We start from the raw sequence: 17,024 nt of genomic DNA, 5'->3' as shown, positions 1-17,024 counted from the left end.
TAAAAATTTCGAAATCTGCAACGGAGAAAGTTCATGGCTCGCGCAATTATTCCTTTTGTCCTTGGCGCCGTAATCCTCGCCCTGAGCATCTGGTGGTGGACTGCTGTCGGACCGTCCTTCGCCTTCCTCGGCCCCATCGTCCTCATGGGCGTCGGCGGTGCCTTTATGGTGGCCGGCTTCGCCATCTTCATGGATATCGTCAGCCCTACCTCCCGCAAGGTCTAAGGGGCCGGTCCAAGGATGAAGGCTATCGATCTCCTCACGGACATGGCGCAACGCCCGCTCGATGCGCTCGCTGCATTGCCGGAGCTCAGCAACGAGACCGCCAATGCGCACTTTGGTGATCATCCGAATTCGATCACGTGGCTGCTGTGGCACACCGGCCGCATGGCAGACCTGCAGCTTGCGCAACTGACTGGGGAAGAAGAGTTGTGGCAGCGCTACGACCTCGACCTGCCGGATGCCATGGGCTATGGCCAATCGGCGGAGGAAGCGCGTGCGGTGACCACGCAGGACATCGGCAAGCTCCGCAGCTATACCCAGGAAGCATTGGAGCAGGTCAAGGCGTATGTGACCTCGCTGGAGGATGGCAACCTCGATGACGTGATTGATACCTCGTGGACGCCGCACGTTACCCGCGGCGTCCGGCTGGTCTCGATTTTTGATGACGCCGCGCAACATCTTGGGGCGGCCAATCAGCAAGCAAAAATGACGGAGTAACATTACCTGACATGACTGATTCCACTGCATCTAATTCCGCATCCCGCGTACTTTCCGGCATCCAGCCCACCGCTGATTCCTATCACTTGGGAAATTACTTGGGAGCGCTGAAACAGTGGATTGACCTGCAGGAAGGCTACGATGCCTTTTACTTCATCCCGGATCTGCACGCGATTACCGTGGAGCAAAATCCGGAGGAGCTGCGCAACCGCACCATGGCGGGTGCGGCACAGCTCATCGCGCTGGGCATTGACCCGGAGAAGTCCACCCTCTTCGTCCAGTCCCACGTGCCCGCCCATGCGGAGCTGACCTGGGTATTCCAGTGCCTGACCGGCTTCGGCGAGGCCTCCCGCATGACGCAATTCAAGGATAAATCCGCCAAGCGCGGCGCCGATCGCACCTCGGTGGGCCTTTTTACCTACCCCATCCTGATGGCGGCCGATATCCTGCTGTACTCGCCGGATTACGTGCCGGTGGGCGAGGATCAGCGCCAGCACATGGAGCTCACCCGCAATCTGGCCGAGCGCTTCAACAATAAATACGGCGAGACCTTCCACGTGCCGGAGCCGTTCATTCCAGAGGGCGCGGCGAAGATCTATGACCTGCAGGACCCGACGTCCAAGATGTCTAAGTCTGGCCCCAACCCCAAGGGCTTGATCAACCTGCTTGACGCCCCGAAGACCTCTGCCAAGCGCATCAAGTCCGCCGTCACCGATGACCTGGGCACCGTCGCCTTCGACCGGGAAAACCAGCCGGGCGTATCGAACTTGCTGGTCATCCAGTCCGCACTGACCGGCGAGTCCATCGACTCCTTGGTGGAAAAGTACGCCGGCCAGGGCTACGGGCACCTGAAGGTGGATACCGCGGAGGCGCTCGAGGCCTTTACCACCCCGCTCAAGCAGCGCTATGACGAGCTCATGGCGGATCGCGGCGAGCTGGAGCGCATCCTGGAGCGCGGCGCCCAGACCGCACAGGAAGTAGCGCAGCCGCTTGTCGATGCCGTCTATGAAAAAGTCGGTTTCCTTCCCCGCCCGCGCAGGTAGTAGATACCCCTTAACCCACCCCACCAAGGGACAAGTGGGTGTTTGCCAGCTACGCTATACGGGATAAACGCTGTGCGAACAAGAAGGGAAGCACGTGTCCACCACCACGCAATCCTCCTCTAAGAAGACGGACCACTACGGCATCGAGCGCGCGAACGCCGATGACCCGGGAGCGATAGATAAAGTCCGGCGCAAGTCGCCCTTTGTTGACCATCTCATGCGCATGCAGGAGCGCTATGCCGCAGAGGGTGGCAACCAGTTTTCTGCTGGCATTACCTATTACTCGGTGCTGTCCATCTTCCCGTTGGCGATGCTGCTGGTGGCCACCATCGCCGCTGTCCTTGCTAACCGCGAAGACCTGCTCAATGATCTCCAGTCCTATATCACGGACTCCATTGACGGGAATCTCAGCGAATCGGTCAATGAGATCTTGGATACGGCCATCGACCAGCGCGGTGCCATGTTCGGTATTGGTGGTTTGACCACCCTGTGGTCCGGACTGGGGTGGATGAACCACCTGCGCATCGGCATTTCTGCCATGTGGGGCATCGATGCCAACGACGGCGGCTCCTTCCTGAAGAAGAAGTTCTCGGATCTTCTGGGCCTTATCGGCCTGATCGTCGCCTTCGTCGTGGCCTTCAGCGTGACCGCGGCGGGTTCCTCTGGGCTTACGCAGAAGGTATTTGACCTCTTAGGCATCGATTCCTTCCCTGGCATGGGCTACGTGTTCTTCTTTAGTGGCCTGCTGCTGGGGCTTATCGCCAACTTCATCGTCATGTGGTGGCTGATTATGATCCTGCCGCGCACGAAGGTGCCTAAGAAGTCCGGCTTTATCGGCGCCGCCATTGGTGCGGTGGCATTCGAGGCCATTAAGCAGCTGTCCACGGTGATTATGTCCTCTGCCACCGGCAGCCCTGCCGGCGCGGTTTTTGGCCCGGTCATCGTCCTGATGATTGTCATGTACCTGGTGTGGCGCGTGGTGCTGTATATCTCCGCATGGACCGCGACGACCGCAGAATCCCTGAAGTACGCGCACCCGCCGGTTCCAGAACCCGCCGTTATTCGCGTGCGCAATGAGGTGCGCGAGGGCGCACCAGCAGGTGCGGTCTTCGGCGTGGGCGCGGCGCTGGGCGCTGCGGCCGTGGGTGTGGCGAAGCTTTTCCGCCGGAAATAAAAATCCTCCCTACGGGTGAGGATTGCCGCGCTCTTTACCTTTAAGATAGGACACTATGAACGCCGATGATATTGCCCCAGACTTCTACGAAAAGTGGGACCTCGACCGCAGTGGTGGCGAGGATGAGCTTTCCGTTTTATTGGAAGCAAAAGATATCAAGCTCGGGCAGCAAGGATATAACTCCGATGAGCCGCGGCGCGTACAGCTACGCATAGCGGCCAGCATCTTGGGCTCGGCGAAAAAGAGGGCCGAATATGATGAAGCATTGCGCACCGGCCTTCGCCCGACGTGGGGCGATCTCGGCACGCTGAGTTCGGTGGGGCAGTGGTCTCCGGCACCGCGCTCGCAGAAAAGCTTCCACGATCAACCGCAGGGTGGTCCGGAGCAGGCGCCGGGTTTTGCCCAGCCCAGCCCATATAGCTCCCCGTACGCGCAAAACCCATTTGGTCAGCACGCATCATCGCAGCAGCAGCAGATGTCGCCGTCGTTCGCTGCCCCGCCGGTGCCCTTCCAACAACAGGCACAGGAACGGCCTTCGCAAAGCACGCGCATTGGCATGGGCATCTTGGATTTCTTCTTGGCCGGTAGCATCAGCAGTGCGTTTGGCGCGGGTGTTGACGAGCTCGTGGATGTAGACGCCCTGTCCTTTGTCGTTTTCTGCATCGTCATGGTGGTCTACGTTCTGGGCAGCGAAGTTTGGTTGGGAGCTAGCCCGGCAAAGATTCTTGCCGGCTATACCGTGCGGGATGTGGATACGAAGGAAAAGCTCAGCCTCAGCCAGTCCGCCAAGCGCCAGTGGTGGCGCCTAATTAACCTGATTCCTGGTATCGGGCAATTGGTGGGCTTGGTGGGCGCGGTGGTGCACGCGACCACCATTAATGAGGAAAACAACCTGCGCGGCTCGCACGACGATCTCGCAAACGCAGAAGTGGTAAAGAGGAAACCGCGCAAGTAGAACGCGGGCATGGCGCAACTTCGGGCAGATACCTACGATGGTGCGCATGCACGATGCACCATTAATTAGCCCCGAAAATAAGGATTCCGCCGAGAGCGTGGTGGAACAACTTCCTAAGGTATCCCTGTGGGAGCCGGTCCGCTCGCAGGCCAGCACCGCAGAAGAATTGAACGCGGATATTCGCGAGCAGTGTGCCCAGCTTGCCGATGACCACGTGGTCTACGCCGAGCTGCAGCTCAACCCCGCGGCTTATTCTTTCGATACGTCAGCGGTCGTACGCGAGGTGGCCGCAGAACGCTTCGGCGACCTTGAGGTTCGGTTTGTCCTCGAGGCAGCAGAGCCGGCGGCTAATGCCGAGGACACTGCGGGCGTTGCGGGCTACACCCTGCCGGAAGGTAGCGCTGCCGCAGCGGCGGAATTCCGCGCGAAGTACCTGCCTACCCAGACCGCGGTGGGCGAGGATTTCGCCGATACCGAAAGCGCGGCGCAGGCCGGCGTCAACCGCTTGCTGCGCCCGGTGAATATGATCGATGATTTCACCGCCGATGTCGATGGAATCCGCCCGGGCAAGGCCTCCGGATGGATCCGCGACCGACACATTCCATTGGTATTTTCGCCCGTGGACGACGTTGAGGAACTGACGGATCATCCGCTGCCGCTGTTGCAGCAGCTTGGCTTTACCTGTTCCGTTTCTTCCGGCGATTCCACGCTGAGCAGCCAATTTCTCGCCTTGAGTGAGACCTTTGGATACGGCTTGGAGGAGTTTTTCGATCTCACCGTAAAGGCGATTGAAAATATTTTCGACACCGAAGAGACAAGGCAGCGTATCCTTGAGACCGTTGTCCTTCCGGCCTACGAGGACCTCTCCGATCCGGAACTTGCCGGCCCTGAGACTGAGGAGTCGCTCCAAGATTCCGGGTTCTCAATGAACCTGAATGACAACGCTTCCGAAGAGTAATAGATACTTAATCTACATAAAGGAGGAAGACATGCCTTCCGCACTATTCGTTGTTACCGCCGCTGATAAGTGGACGCTGGCTGATGGCAGCGCCCGTCCTACCGGTTACTGGGCCGAGGAGCTCATCGCTCCGCACCGCGTGTTTAAGAACGCTGGTTGGGATATCGACTTTGCTACGCCGAACGCAAAGGCACCCGTGGTAGACGAGTATAGCCTCGAGGTATTGTCTGAGGGCGACCGCGCCGAGCAGGAGAACTACCTCGCAGAAATCGGTCCAGATCTGGAAGACCCACTGAACCTGGCCGATGTTAAGGAAGCCGATTACGACCTTGTCTTTTACCCCGGCGGCCACGGCCCGATGGAGGACTTAGCTTATGACCAGGACTCCGCCAAGCTGCTGCAGGCGCGCATCGACTCCGGCCGCGCGCTATCCCTGGTCTGTCACGCACCGGCTGCATTGCTCGCGCTGGACAATGACAACTGGCCGCTTAAGGGCTACACCATGACCGGCTTTACCAACGCCGAAGAGGGCGAGGAGACCATCGCCGCCGCCAAGTGGGTTGTTGAGACCCGCCTGCGCGAGCTCGGCGCTGATTTCAAGCAGACCGACCCGATGCAGCCTTATGTTGAGGTTGACCGCAACCTCTACACTGGCCAGAACCCGGCATCCTCTGAGCCTTTGGCACAGCGCATCCTGCGCGACTTTTAATGCGGGTGCTGAAAGCTCTCGCTGCAGGTAGCGCGGTAGTAGGGGCGGCGGCATATATAAAGAGCCGTCGTCCTTATCTGCGCAGCGTTGCACCCGAGCTTCGCAGCCCATTACTGTACCTGCCGCTGCACCTGCTCTCGGGCGATCGATTTGCTCGAACGAGCAGGCTATTTGCCAATATGGACGTGGCACGCCCGAAGTGGCGTCCGGTGGATATCGAAGAGCTATCTTGTTCTTTTAAAGACCAACCATTCCGTGCCCGCGTTATTACTCCACCCGAAGATGGAGCGTCAGCCGAGCAACGTCCCGTGGTGATGTGGATTCACGGCGGAGGTCACCTGCTCGGTGGTCCTGCGATGCATGATCCCCAAACTTCGCTCATCGCATCGGAGCTGGGGGCCATCGTCATCGCACCGCGCTATCACAAATCCACGCAGGAACCTTTTCCTGCGGATCTGGAAGAGTGCTATGCCGCTTTGCGCTGGATGCAGGAAAACGGCGAGCTGCTAGGCGCGGATACTTCGCGCATTGCGGTCGCTGGTGATAGCGCCGGCGGCGGCTTGGCCGCTGGCCTCGCCCAACGCACGGTGGATGAAGGTCATTCCATTCGAGCGCTTGGATTGGTCTATCCAATGCTTGATCACCGCACTATTGCTAAAGAGGGTGCGGTGGGGCAGTTTATTTGTCCTCCGAATTTAAATCGCGGCGCTTGGGATATGTACTTAGGCAAGGACCATTTACGAACCCCGCTGCCACCGTATGCATCGCCGGTGACGCGTTCGGATCACTCGGGGATGCCGCCCACGTGGATCGGCGTGGGAGACATCGATCTTTTTCATGATGAATCCGTGGCCTTTGCTACCGCACTGCAGGACGCCGGAGTCGAGACCACACTTGATGTATATGCAGGTGCCTATCACGGCTTCGATCAGGTACGCCCGCGCGCGCCCCAATCGCGCAGAATGCTGGCAGATCTTATCGAGCACCTCGGCTCTCACCTTTAGCCGCACTGTATTCGGAATGAGATGTGGGTGAAAATGCAGCAACCGCCCCAGTCCACGCTCCACTATGAGGAGTGGTTGGACTGGGGCGGTCTTCGGTTAGCGGCGGCTCCCGGCAGCTGACGTAGCTAGAGCCGGTAGACCGCAGGGCAGAGTAAAAACTTAAAAGCGGGAGAAGCGCTTAATCAGCATGTTCTCAAGACCCTTCCAGGACTCGGCATGCTCGTTATAGGGCTTCGACGGCACGTAGCCTGCGTGCTCGGTGGAACCGAGCATGTAGCCGAGGTAGTCCTGCAAGCGTGGGTTCGCCAGCATATAGGAGTTAATGGAATCGTCCCCGGCCCAGTCCGCGGCATCGGCGCAGACCTCGTAGCAGCGGGCTAGTTGGTCGGAGTCGACCGCTTCCGGTCCCTTTTCAATATCGCGCACGATGCCATTAAAGGAATACTGGTTATCCGGGTGGACCTGGACCTCGAGTTCACCGGCATTGGCGGCGGTGACAACGTCCTGCCAGGTGGATACGCGCGCCAAGTCGTGGTCATCATTATCGATGAGCCACCGCACCAGCGTCTTGGAGGAATCGAAGGTAAAGATTTCGCCCCATTTGCCTAAGAAGATGGGCTTGCCGTCCAAGTAGGTGCGCAGCGTGTAGACGGACTTGGACTGTGCGGTGATTTTAATCGGGTCGATTCCGGCGGCGGCCCAAGGGGACTCGTCATAAGGGTCGGCGGCTTCCGCCGCGGCCTTACGCTTTTCTTCAGCTTCCTTGGCGGCAGCGTCGGCGGCGTCCGCGGCCTCGGAGATGCGGGTTTCGGCCTCGGAGATAGCGGAGGCATCGAATTCATCGCTAGGAACGACGCGGACGCTTTTATCCAAATCCGCGATAACCTTCTTCCAATTGGTCAAGATGACCCGTCCGACGCCGGTCCACTCATTCAGCCCCTGCTCACCGGAGTAGTGATCGGCGCCGCGGGAGACGTTGCGCAGGATGGAGTGGGTGGCGAAGAAGATGGTGGTTTGTTCGGCAGCGGCGACATCGGCAAGCGCAGATGCCACCTCGAGGTTGCGCGCCACGGTTGCGACATTGGCGTGGCCGGGGCGGCCAGCGAGGGCTTCCGGCATGCCAATGAGATCGTATTCATCGCGCTTGGCTGGGGTAACGCGGTGCGCTGGGCGGGCGGCAAATTGTTCCCACTGCGGGTGATCTAGCAGGTCATGCTTGGCATTGGACTCCAGGTAGCACAGCAGCTCAGCGGGGGAGTCAAAGACCAAGACGGAGTCATCGTCGCCCAAAAAGGCTTGCCATTCGGAGCCGCCTTCGCGCCACTTGGGCGCCCAGAGGGTATAAAAATCGCCCTCAGTCAGGGAGAGCTTAATAGGCACAATCGCACGGGTACTCATGACCTTTTAGCATACCCAACGCCCCTGCGGCCCTGCGGAATTGCCGGGCGCTTGTCAGGCAGTCGGCCGCCAAAAGCCCTTAAATTGCATGCCCATATTATTCGTCCGCAGCGGGTTAGTCTGCACGGGGTCGCCGGCCTCCACGATCTCGCCATTGCCGGAATACATCGCCACATGGCCATCCCAAACCACCAGATCGCCGGGCTGGAGCTGATCGGCGCTGACCTGCTTGCCGATGGCCTGTTGGTCCGCCGTGCGCGGAATATCCACCCCTGCCTGGGAATAGGCCCATTGTGTAAGCCCCGAGCAGTCAAAGCCGCCGTTGCCTGTTCCGCCCCAGGTATAAGGTTGGCCCAATTGGCTCTTGGCCGCGGCAACGGCCGCCCGGCCTGCGTCCGATCCAGCTTCGGTACTCGCCGGCGGGTTCGGTGTGGGAGCAGCGGCCAGTTCTGCTGGAGGGGCCACGGCCGTGTGCGTCGCCGCGGCAGCCATGGCTTGCTGGGGCTGGCCCACGGCGGATTCCACCGGGCGCTGGGAGATAGGCAAAAGGGCCGCAGTGGCATTGGTGAGCTCGTCTTTTAGTCGGCTGACCCGGACCATCGCCAAGCCAATATGCTCATCTATCACGGCGCGAAGTGAGGCAAGTGCTGCGGCGCGAGAGGCGGGGTCGAGGGAGATAAGTCCCATCGCGATGGGCGCAGCGGCGCGGATGAGCTGCGTGCCGATGCCGAAGATATCGCCGGCGGCCGCTGCGATAAGGCTGCGCGCCTGGCCAAGTACGGCGGAGACGGTCTCGTTATCGCCGGTGAGGAGATCCGCGGCGGCGATAAGTTGGGAGGCGTCACCGTGCGCGATATCCGCAAGTGGCGGTACGGCGGAGATATCTGGGACGCGGGGAAGCTGGACATCGGGAAGCGGCGAGGGCTGCAGCGCGGCAATATTCTTAATGGCAGTAGCAAGCACTTAAATCGCCGCCTCGAGGGAGTCGCGCAACGCCGCATCGGAGTCTTCCGCCTCGCGTGACATCTGGAAGGAAGACTGCGCAATATGGCCCATATCGCGGCGCAGCATGGTCATCCGCGCCCCAATATTGTCCAAGGCGGCATGAACGGCCTCATTGAACCCGGTAAAAGCCGGATCTTCGGGCAATGCCGGGTGGGGCGGGTTGTCTCCTTGCGCGTTTGAATGCAGGTCACGGGCTAAATGGCGGGCGTGGGCGGTATCGATCTGAAATGGTCTCATGCCCTATTGGACTGGCCAATGGCCCAAGTGGTTCCCAAAAAGTTTAAAGTAGTGGGCATGGATATCCACGTCGTAGACCACCCGCTTGCCGCTTCCCGCCTGACCCTGATGCGCGATGCGCGCAGCGATAACTCCGCTTTTCGCGCCGCGCTCAATGACTTGGGAACCATGCTCGTATATGAAGCCTCCCGCGAATTGGCGGTAGAAAACTTCGATTGCGAAACCCCGGTTGCCACAGCACAAGGCACCCGCCTGCAGGATCCGCCCATCATCGTGCCCATTATTCGCGCCGGGCTCGGCATGGTGGATCCCGCCCTGTCGATGATTCCTGATGCTCAGGTTGGCTTCATTGGTATGGCGCGCGATGAAGAAACCCACGAACCCGTGCCGTACTTGGAGGCGCTGCCGCAAGACCTGACTGGGCGCACCGTCTTCGTCGTTGATCCCATGCTGGCCACCGGCGGTTCCTTGTTGCACGCGTTGCGCCTCCTGGCCGCCCGCGGCGCTACCGATATCACCGCTATCTGCATGGTCTCGGCGCAAAATGGCGTGGATGCGCTGGAGGAATCGGGCCTTCCCGTCCGCCTCGTCACCGCCGCCATTGACCCCGAGCTCAATGCGGATGCCTATATCGTGCCGGGGCTTGGCGATGCTGGCGATCGCCTCTACGGGCCGCGCAATATCGATCTTTAAGCTAGTATTTCTCCCTGAAAGCCCGAAGGTGGCTTTCAAAAAGGGGGAAAAAGATCGTGAGTTTTATTCAACTAATGTGGTCGAGCTACGGCTACGGATTTTCGCAACAACTGCGCCGCGTGCGCGAGCGGCGCGGGGTATCCCAGCAAGTGCTTGCGGATATTTCGGGGGTATCGCGCAGCCAGATCTCCAACTTGGAACGCAACGAAAATGGCATACACACCATGGCGGACCCGCAATTATCCACGGTGTACAAGCTGGCGTTGGCCTTAGAAATCCCGCCGGCGGTCCTCTTGCCGGCCGGTGGGGACGTGGTGGAGGGCCACTTAGCGGATTCCGCGGTGCTCGGGGTAGAAGACGTGGCGCCCTTTCCGCAGGACTACATCAACCAGCGGCGCTTTAGTGATGCGCGGGGCTAACTACCCTGACTTACTGAACCGCATGGTCTAGTTGTAGACTGCCTCCAAGAGATAGTCCAGCAACAGGGAGGCGTGCGCGTGATCTCGGAGTTTATTAACGAGTGGTTCGATGCTCACCGTGCGGAGGTCATCGCGTGGCGGCGCCATATCCACCGCAATCCGGAAACGGCGAACCAAGAGGTGGAAACCACCAATTATATCGCGAATATCCTTGCGGATTATGGGCTCGAGCCGCAGCGCTTCCCGCACACTGGTCTCATGGTGGACATCGGCCCAGACACGGAGCTTGGCCGCCTGGCCTTCCGCGCCGATATCGATGCCCTGCCCATCACGGAGGTGACCGGGCTGGAGTTTACCTCTGAGAAGCCCGGGACCATGCACGCGTGCGGCCACGACGTACATACCACCGTGGCGCTCGGCCTGGCCTGCGCGCTGGCGGATTTTCAGCGGGTTAATGAGCTAAAGCTGGGCGTTCGCGTCATCTTCCAGCCGGCGGAAGAAGTGTGGGTCGGCGGGGCCACCGACGTTATTTCTTGGGGTGCGTTAGAAGGCGTGCATTCCATCTTCGCCATCCACGCCGAGCCGAAGCTGCGCGTGGGGCGCATTGGCATCCGCGCCGGGGCCATAACCTCCGCAACGGACGTGGTGGAGCTCAAGATTAAAGGCCCGGGCGGGCATACCTCGCGCCCGCACCTTTCCGCGGATGTGGTCTATGCGCTGGGCAAGGTTATTACAGAGCTGCCGGCGCTGCTGTCGCGCCGGGTTGATCCGCGCACCGGCACGGTCCTGGTCTTTGGCCAGGTCAATTCGGGCTACGCCCCCAACGCTATTCCGGAAACCGGTCTGCTGACCGGCACGATGCGCACCGCCGATATCACCATCTGGCGCCAGATGCAGGAACTCTTCGCGGAGTTGGTGGAGCAGATCCTCGCGCCGGTGGGGGTAGAACACGAATTGTCCTATAACCGCGGCGTGCCGCCGGTGCTTAACGATGACGTGGCGACCGCCATGCTCGCGTCTGCCGCACAGTCCATCGACCCGCAAGCCGTGGTTCAGGCCCCGCAGTCTTCCGGCGGGGAGGACTTTTCCTGGTATTTGGAAAAGGTGCCCGGTTCCATGGCGCGCCTTGGTTGCTGGTCCGGTGAGGGGGAGCAGCACGATCTGCACATGGGCGATCTCATCGTGGATGAGCGGGCGATTGGTGTGGGCATTAAGCTTTTCGGGGCCGTCGTCGAGCAATTTATGGGGGAGAATGCGCAGGCGGACTAACGCGCTGGGGTTACCTACGGGTTAGACTCGTAGGCGACTTTAAAAGTGGAGCCTATAAAGGAGCAATTGCGTGTTGAACCAGACCAAGCGAATTGTCATCATCGGCGGTGGCCCGGCGGGCTACGAGGCAGCGCTGGCTGGCGCCAAGTACGGCGCGGAAATCACCATCATCGAAGACCAAGGCATGGGCGGCAATAGCGTGGTCTTGGACTGTGTTCCCTCCAAGTCTTTTATTGCCGGCGCTAATATTAAAACGGACTTGCGCCGCGCGGATGACATGGAGCTGAACGAGGGCATCGGCAAGGCGCAGCTTTCCATCAGCGCGCTGAACCAGCGCGTGCAGGACTTGGCGGCTAAGCAATCCGGTGATATCCGCAATACCATGGATTCCCTGGGTGCCCGCGTTATCGATGGCCGCGCGCACTTCCCGGAGGATCAGCAGGCCGATGCGTTTGGTGGGCACAAGGTCACCGCGGTTTTCAATGAGGACGGCCACGAGGAGACGCTGGATGCAGACCTCGTTTTGGTGGCTACCGGCGCCACCCCGCGTATTTTGCCCGGCGCCCAGCCGGATGGCGAGCGCATCCTGACCTGGCAGCAAGTTTATAACCTCACCGAGCTGCCGGAGCACCTGATTGTGGTGGGTTCCGGTGTCACCGGTGCGGAGTTCGTATCCGCCTTTGCCGAGCTGGGTGTCAAGGTCACGATGGTGGCCTCGCGCGATCGCATTTTGCCGCACGATGATGCCGATGCCGCCGACGTCCTCGAAACCGTGCTGAGCGAGCGCGGCGTGGAGCTGGAAAAGAACTGCCGCGTGGAAACCGTTAACCGCACCGAGGACGGCAACGTGCTGGTCACCACGCAGGATGGCCGCGAGATCCACGGCTCGCACGTCATTATGTCCATTGGTTCCGTCCCGAATACCAAGGATTTGAAGCTGGAAAATGTGGGCGTGGAGACCGCGAAGTCTGGGCACATCCAGGTAGACCGCGTCTCGCGCACCAATATTGCCGGCATCTACGCCGCCGGTGACTGCTCCGATCTCTTCCCGCTTGCCTCCGTGGCCGCAATGCAGGGCCGTGTGGCGATGTACCACGCGCTCGGTGAAGGCGTCTCGCCGCTGCGCCTGAAGACCGTGGCTAACGCGGTCTTTACCCGCCCGGAGATCGCGGCGGTGGGCTTTACCCAGGCCGAAATCGAGGCCGGTGAGGTCGCCGCCCGCGCCATTACTATGCCGCTGAATACCAACCCGCGCGCGAAGATGCGCTCGCTGCAGCACGGTTTCGTCAAGCTATTCTGCCGCGCTACCTCCGGCCGCGTGATCGGTGGCGTCATCGTCGCGCCGACCGCCTCCGAGCTCATCCTGCCCATTGCAATGGCGGTGACCAACCAGCTCACGGTGAACCAGTTGGCAGATTCTTTCGCGGTCTACCCATCGCTGTCCGGCACCATCACCGAGGCCGCCCGCCGCTTGGTGGCCCACGATGACTTGGAGTAAACCTCGTTCCTAGAACGTGGAGTAGGCCTGTTCCGCAGTGCGGTTGAGCTCGACTTTGATCGGTCTATCTGCCTCCGGCAGGGCGCGTTGCGGACAGAACTCGCGGGGGCAGGCCGTGCAGCCTGGGCCAATCGGGGTGGCGGCGGACATGTCCAGGTTCAGGGCATCGGCATAGACGATGCGATCCGCCTGGGTGATATCGCAGCCTAGGCCTACCGCGAATTCCTTGCGCGGCGTACCCCAAGACTTGGCCGTTCCCTGCACGAAACGCCCGATCCACAGGTAGGCGTGGCCATCCGGCATGGCCGCGACCTGCCGGGTAATGCGGTTCGGGGTTTCAAAGGCGCGGTGGACCACCCACAGGGGGCAGGATCCGCCAGAGCGCGCGAAGTGAAAGGCAGTAGAGGACTTCCGCTTGGAAATATTGCCCGCACGGTCGGTGCGGATGAAGGAAAAGGGCACGCCCTTCAGCCCTGGGCGCTGGAGCGTGGCGAGGCGCTGCGCCGTTGTTTCAAACCCGGTTCCAAAGTAGTTGCACAGCAGATCGATATCGTAGCGGGTATCTTCTGCCATTGTGAGAAAGCGCTGGTAGGGCATGGTGACAGCCGCTGCGAAATACTGCGCAAGGCCCAGGGTGGCCAAGTCCTGGGATTCGCCTTCGGGCAGTTCAGACACGAGGTTGTCACAGATATCGCCGTAGGCCAGCAGGCAGTATTGCAGGGCCATTTCAAAGACCAATTGGGCCTCAGATAGCCCATCGCGTAGCGAGAGTTCGCGCGTATCCGGGTCGAAGCTACGCCGGGGGCCGGGCCGGGAAAAGCGCACGGTAACACCCAGGTCTTCGTGCATGCGGGAGGCCAGTCGGCCGCGGCGCAGGACGCGATCGCCCAACTGGCCGGCGAGTTCTTCTGCGAGCACATCGAGCTCGTGGATGTAGTTATGCGCGTCATAAAAGAAGTCGCGCACCACTTCAAAGGGGGAGGGGTCCGCGGCAGGGGCGCGCGAAGCAACGTCAACAAACCGCGGCATCAACTCGGGAAAGCGGGAGGCGAGATCCGAAAGCGTTTCTTCAGAGGCATCGGGGAAGATGTGGCGGAGCTCGGTAATCGTATGGATATCGCGGTCTTCGGCGAAGTAGCTGGGGTCCACGGTAAAGCGTTGGGCTAGCTGCATTAACACGGTCACGGTCAGCGGGCGCTGGTCGTTTTCCAACTGGTTGAGGTAGCTCGTGGATAACCCCAACTTCTTCGCCATCGCCACCTGGGTGAGACCGCGTTGCTTGCGCAAAGCGTGAATCCGTGCCCCCGCATAGTGCTTGGTCATGCGTCCTCGCCCTTCCTTTACTGCCCATGCGCTGTGAAAATCACAAGTTTTGCAGATTTCACAAAAGAAGTCCGCTAATTTCCACAAACGTTACCTATAGCGTGCACCACATGCAAGCATTTACTGTGATGTGCAACGCATTCTTGATGAAGGAGGACGCAACTAGTGAAAAACCATGAGGTACGCACTCATAAATCCGCCGAGGACTTCCCGTACGAGGAGCACCTGGCGTACAAGGTGGCCGAGGTGGCCGCGGACCCCGTAGAAGTCCCGGAAGAAACCACCGAGATGATCATCAACCGCATCATCGACAACGCCGCCGTAGCTATGGCCTCCGTTGCCCGTGGCCCCGTCACGTCTGCGCGAGTGATGGCAGAAGCCCACCCCGTGGACAAGGGCGGTTCCACCATTTTCGGCATCGATGGCACGTATTCCGCGGAGTGGGCCGCACTGGCCAATGGCACCGCGGTCCGCGAGTTGGACTATCACGACACCTTCCTCGCCGCCGAATATTCCCACCCCGGAGACAATATTCCGCCGCTTCTTGCCGCAGCGCAGCACAAGGGGCTGAGCGGCCGCGATCTTATCCGCGGCATCGCGACCGGCTACGAAATCCAGGTCAACCTGGTCAAAGGCATATGCCTGCACGAGCACAAGATCGACCACGTGGCGCACTTGGGGCCATCGGTAGCCGCAGGGCTTGGCACGATGTTGGGCCTGGATAAGGTCACGATTTACCAGGCAGTCGGCCAGGCGCTGCACACCACCACGGCAACCCGTCAGTCCCGCAAGGGCCTGATTTCCTCGTGGAAGGCCTACGCTCCAGCCTTCGCGGGCAAGATGGCCATCGAGGCCGTTGACCGCACCATGCGCGGCGAAGGCGCCCCGGCACCTATCTGGGAGGGCGAGGACGGGTTCATCGCCTGGATGCTGCATTCGCCAGAGCGCACCTACACCGTGCCCCTGCCAGAAAACGGTGAGGCCAAGACCGCCATCCTGGATACCTACACCAAGGAACACTCCGCGGAATACCAGGCGCAGGCTCCCATCGACATGGCCTTTGCGCTGAAAAAGACGCTGGAGGATAAGGGACTGAAGACGGCGGATATCGAGTCCATCGTGCTGCACACCTCCCACCACACCCACTACGTCATCGGTACCGGAGCGAACGATCCGCAAAAGATGGATCCATCCGCCTCCCGCGAAACGCTGGACCACTCTGTGATGTACATCTTCGCGGTCGCGCTAGAGGATGGCGTTTGGGACCACGAAACCTCCTATTCCCCTGAGCGCTCCAACCGCCCGGAGACCATCGAGCTGTGGCAGAAGATCTCCACCGTCGAGGATCCCGAGTGGACGCGCCGCTATCACTCCAACGACCTTGAGGAAAAGGCTTTCGGCGGCAAGGCCGTTATCACCTTCAAGGACGGCACCGTCATCGAGGATGAGCGCGCCGTGGCGGACGCCCACCCGCTGGGCGCCCGCCCCTTCGCCCGCGAGCAGTACATCGCCAAGTTCAAAAAGCTTGCCGATGGCGTCGTCGACGAGGCCGAGCAAGAGCGCTTCCTCACCGCCGTGCAAGACCTAGAAAACCTCACCGATCTAACCGAACTCAACGTGCGGGTCAGCGATGAGCACCTCGCCACCGCGCCCGAGAAACCGGAGGGAATCTTCTAATGGCTGGACTATTTGGTTCTACAATCAGCAACGCAGAAAAGCGCGCGAATTTCCGTAAATCCATCGAATCCGGATCGATCACCACGCTGCCGGGCGCGTTTAACCCGCTGACCGCCCGGCTTATCCAGGACATCGGCGGCTTCGACGGCGTCTACGTATCCGGCGCGGTGTTGGCCAATGATTTGGGGTTGCCCGATATTGGCCTGACCACCTTGACCGAGGTGGCCCAGCGCGCCGGGCAGATTGCGCGCGCTACGGACTTGCCCGTGCTTGTCGATGCCGATACCGGCTTCGGCGAACCCATGTCCGCCGCCCGCACCGTCGCCGCGCTCGAGGATGCCGGGCTGGCCGGCTGCCACCTAGAAGACCAGGTCAACCCGAAGCGTTGCGGGCACCTCGACGGCAAGGAAGTGGTGGACAAGGAGGTTATGGTCCGCCGCATCAGCGCAGCCGTCAACGAGCGTCGCGATCCTAATTTCATCATCTGCGCCCGTACCGATGCCGCCGGTGTCAATGGCATCGATGACGCCATCGACCGCGCCAAGGCCTATGCCGAAGCCGGCGCGGACCTCATCTTCACCGAGGCGCTGTATTCCCCCGCGGACTTTGAAAAGTTCCGCGCCGCCGTGGATACACCGCTTTTGGCGAATATGACGGAGTTTGGAAAAACCGAGCTGCAATCAGCGAAAACCCTCGACGGTTTGGGATACAACGCTGTGATCTGGCCAGTCTCCAGCTTCCGCGTGGCCATGGGCGCTACCGAAGAATTCCTGCGCGACTTGCAGGAAACCGGCATCCAGACTGAGTGGCTAGAGCGCATGCAGCACCGCTCCCGCCTGTATGAGCTGGTCCGCTACCAGGAATACAACGAGTTCGACCAGTCCGTATTCACCTATTCCAAAGACAACTATCAACCCACTTTTGAAAGCTAAGGAGCCAGTG

18 protein-coding genes are annotated in these 17,024 nt (G+C 60.5%); 14 read left to right on the top strand and 4 right to left on the bottom strand.

Annotated features, from left to right (window positions below; genetic code table 11):
• The first annotated feature begins 33 nt into the window (after positions 1-33).
• From ABRP66_RS00365 to ABRP66_RS00330, 8 genes are all read left to right on the top strand, one after another.
• Positions 34-225 (top strand): hypothetical protein, encoded by a 192-nt coding sequence (locus ABRP66_RS00365; protein ID WP_284781871.1) that lies wholly within the window; start codon positions 34-36, stop codon positions 223-225.
• Between the two features lie 15 nt (positions 226-240).
• On the top strand, positions 241-720 hold the full coding sequence (locus ABRP66_RS00360; protein ID WP_284781869.1) for a DinB family protein: 480 nt from the start codon (positions 241-243) through the stop codon (positions 718-720).
• Positions 721-731: 11 nt separating this feature from the next.
• Positions 732-1,763 carry a tryptophan--tRNA ligase gene (trpS, locus tag ABRP66_RS00355; RefSeq protein ID WP_284781868.1) on the top strand — a complete coding sequence of 344 codons (1,032 nt, stop codon included), beginning with the start codon at positions 732-734 and terminating at the stop codon, positions 1,761-1,763.
• A gap of 94 nt (positions 1,764-1,857) precedes the next feature.
• On the top strand, positions 1,858-2,937 hold the full coding sequence (locus ABRP66_RS00350) for a YhjD/YihY/BrkB family envelope integrity protein (RefSeq protein WP_284781867.1): 1,080 nt from the start codon (positions 1,858-1,860) through the stop codon (positions 2,935-2,937).
• 55 nt (positions 2,938-2,992) lie between these two features.
• On the top strand, positions 2,993-3,892 hold the full coding sequence (locus ABRP66_RS00345) for an RDD family protein (RefSeq protein ID WP_284852081.1): 900 nt from the start codon (positions 2,993-2,995) through the stop codon (positions 3,890-3,892).
• A 37-nt stretch (positions 3,893-3,929) separates the two neighbouring features.
• Positions 3,930-4,850 (top strand): adenosine deaminase, encoded by a 921-nt coding sequence (locus ABRP66_RS00340; RefSeq protein ID WP_349838157.1) that lies wholly within the window; start codon positions 3,930-3,932, stop codon positions 4,848-4,850.
• Positions 4,851-4,881: 31 nt separating this feature from the next.
• Positions 4,882-5,559: a type 1 glutamine amidotransferase domain-containing protein gene (locus ABRP66_RS00335; RefSeq protein ID WP_023030183.1), complete on the top strand. Its 678-nt coding sequence runs from the start codon at positions 4,882-4,884 to the stop codon at positions 5,557-5,559.
• A 179-nt stretch (positions 5,560-5,738) separates the two neighbouring features.
• The gene (locus ABRP66_RS00330) at positions 5,739-6,563 is read left to right on the top strand and encodes an alpha/beta hydrolase fold domain-containing protein (RefSeq protein WP_349838156.1); all 825 of its coding nucleotides are present in this window, start codon (positions 5,739-5,741) and stop codon (positions 6,561-6,563) included.
• Positions 6,564-6,722: 159 nt separating this feature from the next.
• Here ABRP66_RS00330 and ABRP66_RS00325 read toward each other — a convergent pair whose 3' ends face one another.
• From ABRP66_RS00325 to ABRP66_RS00315, 3 genes are read right to left on the bottom strand one after another with little or no spacing between them, the layout of a single operon-like run.
• Positions 6,723-7,961 carry a SatS C-terminal domain-containing protein gene (locus ABRP66_RS00325; RefSeq protein WP_284864446.1) on the bottom strand — a complete coding sequence of 413 codons (1,239 nt, stop codon included), beginning with the start codon at positions 7,959-7,961 and terminating at the stop codon, positions 6,723-6,725.
• A gap of 54 nt (positions 7,962-8,015) precedes the next feature.
• Positions 8,016-8,924 (bottom strand): C40 family peptidase, encoded by a 909-nt coding sequence (locus ABRP66_RS00320; protein ID WP_284849865.1) that lies wholly within the window; start codon positions 8,922-8,924, stop codon positions 8,016-8,018.
• Positions 8,925-9,203 carry a chemotaxis protein gene (locus ABRP66_RS00315; RefSeq protein ID WP_284849866.1) on the bottom strand — a complete coding sequence of 93 codons (279 nt, stop codon included), beginning with the start codon at positions 9,201-9,203 and terminating at the stop codon, positions 8,925-8,927.
• A gap of 57 nt (positions 9,204-9,260) precedes the next feature.
• On the opposite strand from ABRP66_RS00315, the gene upp reads away from it, so the two are divergent.
• From upp to ABRP66_RS00295, 4 genes are all read left to right on the top strand, one after another.
• Positions 9,261-9,896, top strand: a complete 636-nt coding sequence (upp, locus tag ABRP66_RS00310) for a uracil phosphoribosyltransferase (protein ID WP_284770107.1) — start codon at positions 9,261-9,263, stop codon at positions 9,894-9,896.
• Positions 9,897-9,952: 56 nt separating this feature from the next.
• A complete protein-coding gene (locus tag ABRP66_RS00305; protein ID WP_284781855.1) occupies positions 9,953-10,315 on the top strand; it encodes a helix-turn-helix domain-containing protein in 363 nt (120 codons plus the stop codon).
• A gap of 78 nt (positions 10,316-10,393) precedes the next feature.
• Positions 10,394-11,584 (top strand): M20 family metallopeptidase, encoded by a 1,191-nt coding sequence (locus ABRP66_RS00300; RefSeq protein ID WP_284781961.1) that lies wholly within the window; start codon positions 10,394-10,396, stop codon positions 11,582-11,584.
• Positions 11,585-11,654: 70 nt separating this feature from the next.
• Positions 11,655-13,082, top strand: a complete 1,428-nt coding sequence (locus ABRP66_RS00295; protein WP_005281545.1) for an NAD(P)H-quinone dehydrogenase — start codon at positions 11,655-11,657, stop codon at positions 13,080-13,082.
• A gap of 9 nt (positions 13,083-13,091) precedes the next feature.
• Here the strand turns inward: ABRP66_RS00295 and ABRP66_RS00290 are convergent, their stop codons facing one another.
• A complete protein-coding gene (locus ABRP66_RS00290; RefSeq protein ID WP_349838155.1) occupies positions 13,092-14,405 on the bottom strand; it encodes a short-chain fatty acyl-CoA regulator family protein in 1,314 nt (437 codons plus the stop codon).
• A 165-nt stretch (positions 14,406-14,570) separates the two neighbouring features.
• On the opposite strand from ABRP66_RS00290, the gene prpD reads away from it, so the two are divergent.
• Positions 14,571-16,082, top strand: a complete 1,512-nt coding sequence (gene prpD, locus ABRP66_RS00285) for a 2-methylcitrate dehydratase PrpD (RefSeq protein WP_284781851.1) — start codon at positions 14,571-14,573, stop codon at positions 16,080-16,082.
• A complete protein-coding gene (gene prpB / locus ABRP66_RS00280) occupies positions 16,082-17,014 on the top strand; it encodes a methylisocitrate lyase (RefSeq protein WP_284770104.1) in 933 nt (310 codons plus the stop codon). The genes prpD and prpB overlap by 1 nt, the downstream gene beginning before the upstream one ends.
• The last annotated feature ends 10 nt before the right edge of the window (positions 17,015-17,024 follow it).

The organism is Corynebacterium sp. KPL2680 (genome assembly GCF_040225675.1).
GTDB classification, from domain to species: Bacteria; Actinomycetota; Actinomycetes; order Mycobacteriales; family Mycobacteriaceae; genus Corynebacterium; species Corynebacterium rhinophilum.
This window is presented reverse-complemented; position numbering and strand designations above follow the sequence as displayed.

Excerpts from the sequence above, each read along its gene's own strand:
- ABRP66_RS00365 (WP_284781871.1), top strand. The coding sequence starts at position 34 with ATGGCTCGCGCAATTATTCCTTTTGTCCTTGGCGCCGTAATCCTCGCC.
- ABRP66_RS00360 (WP_284781869.1), top strand. The coding sequence starts at position 241 with ATGAAGGCTATCGATCTCCTCACGGACATGGCGCAACGCCCGCTCGAT.
- trpS (WP_284781868.1), top strand. The coding sequence starts at position 732 with ATGACTGATTCCACTGCATCTAATTCCGCATCCCGCGTACTTTCCGGC.
- ABRP66_RS00345 (WP_284852081.1), top strand. The coding sequence starts at position 2,993 with ATGAACGCCGATGATATTGCCCCAGACTTCTACGAAAAGTGGGACCTC.
- ABRP66_RS00340 (WP_349838157.1), top strand. The coding sequence starts at position 3,930 with ATGGTGCGCATGCACGATGCACCATTAATTAGCCCCGAAAATAAGGAT.
- ABRP66_RS00335 (WP_023030183.1), top strand. The coding sequence starts at position 4,882 with ATGCCTTCCGCACTATTCGTTGTTACCGCCGCTGATAAGTGGACGCTG.
- ABRP66_RS00330 (WP_349838156.1), top strand. The coding sequence starts at position 5,739 with ATGGACGTGGCACGCCCGAAGTGGCGTCCGGTGGATATCGAAGAGCTA.
- ABRP66_RS00325 (WP_284864446.1), bottom strand. The coding sequence starts at position 7,961 with ATGAGTACCCGTGCGATTGTGCCTATTAAGCTCTCCCTGACTGAGGGC.
- ABRP66_RS00315 (WP_284849866.1), bottom strand. The coding sequence starts at position 9,203 with ATGAGACCATTTCAGATCGATACCGCCCACGCCCGCCATTTAGCCCGT.
- upp (WP_284770107.1), top strand. The coding sequence starts at position 9,261 with ATGGATATCCACGTCGTAGACCACCCGCTTGCCGCTTCCCGCCTGACC.
- ABRP66_RS00290 (WP_349838155.1), bottom strand. The coding sequence starts at position 14,405 with ATGACCAAGCACTATGCGGGGGCACGGATTCACGCTTTGCGCAAGCAA.
- prpB (WP_284770104.1), top strand. The coding sequence starts at position 16,082 with ATGGCTGGACTATTTGGTTCTACAATCAGCAACGCAGAAAAGCGCGCG.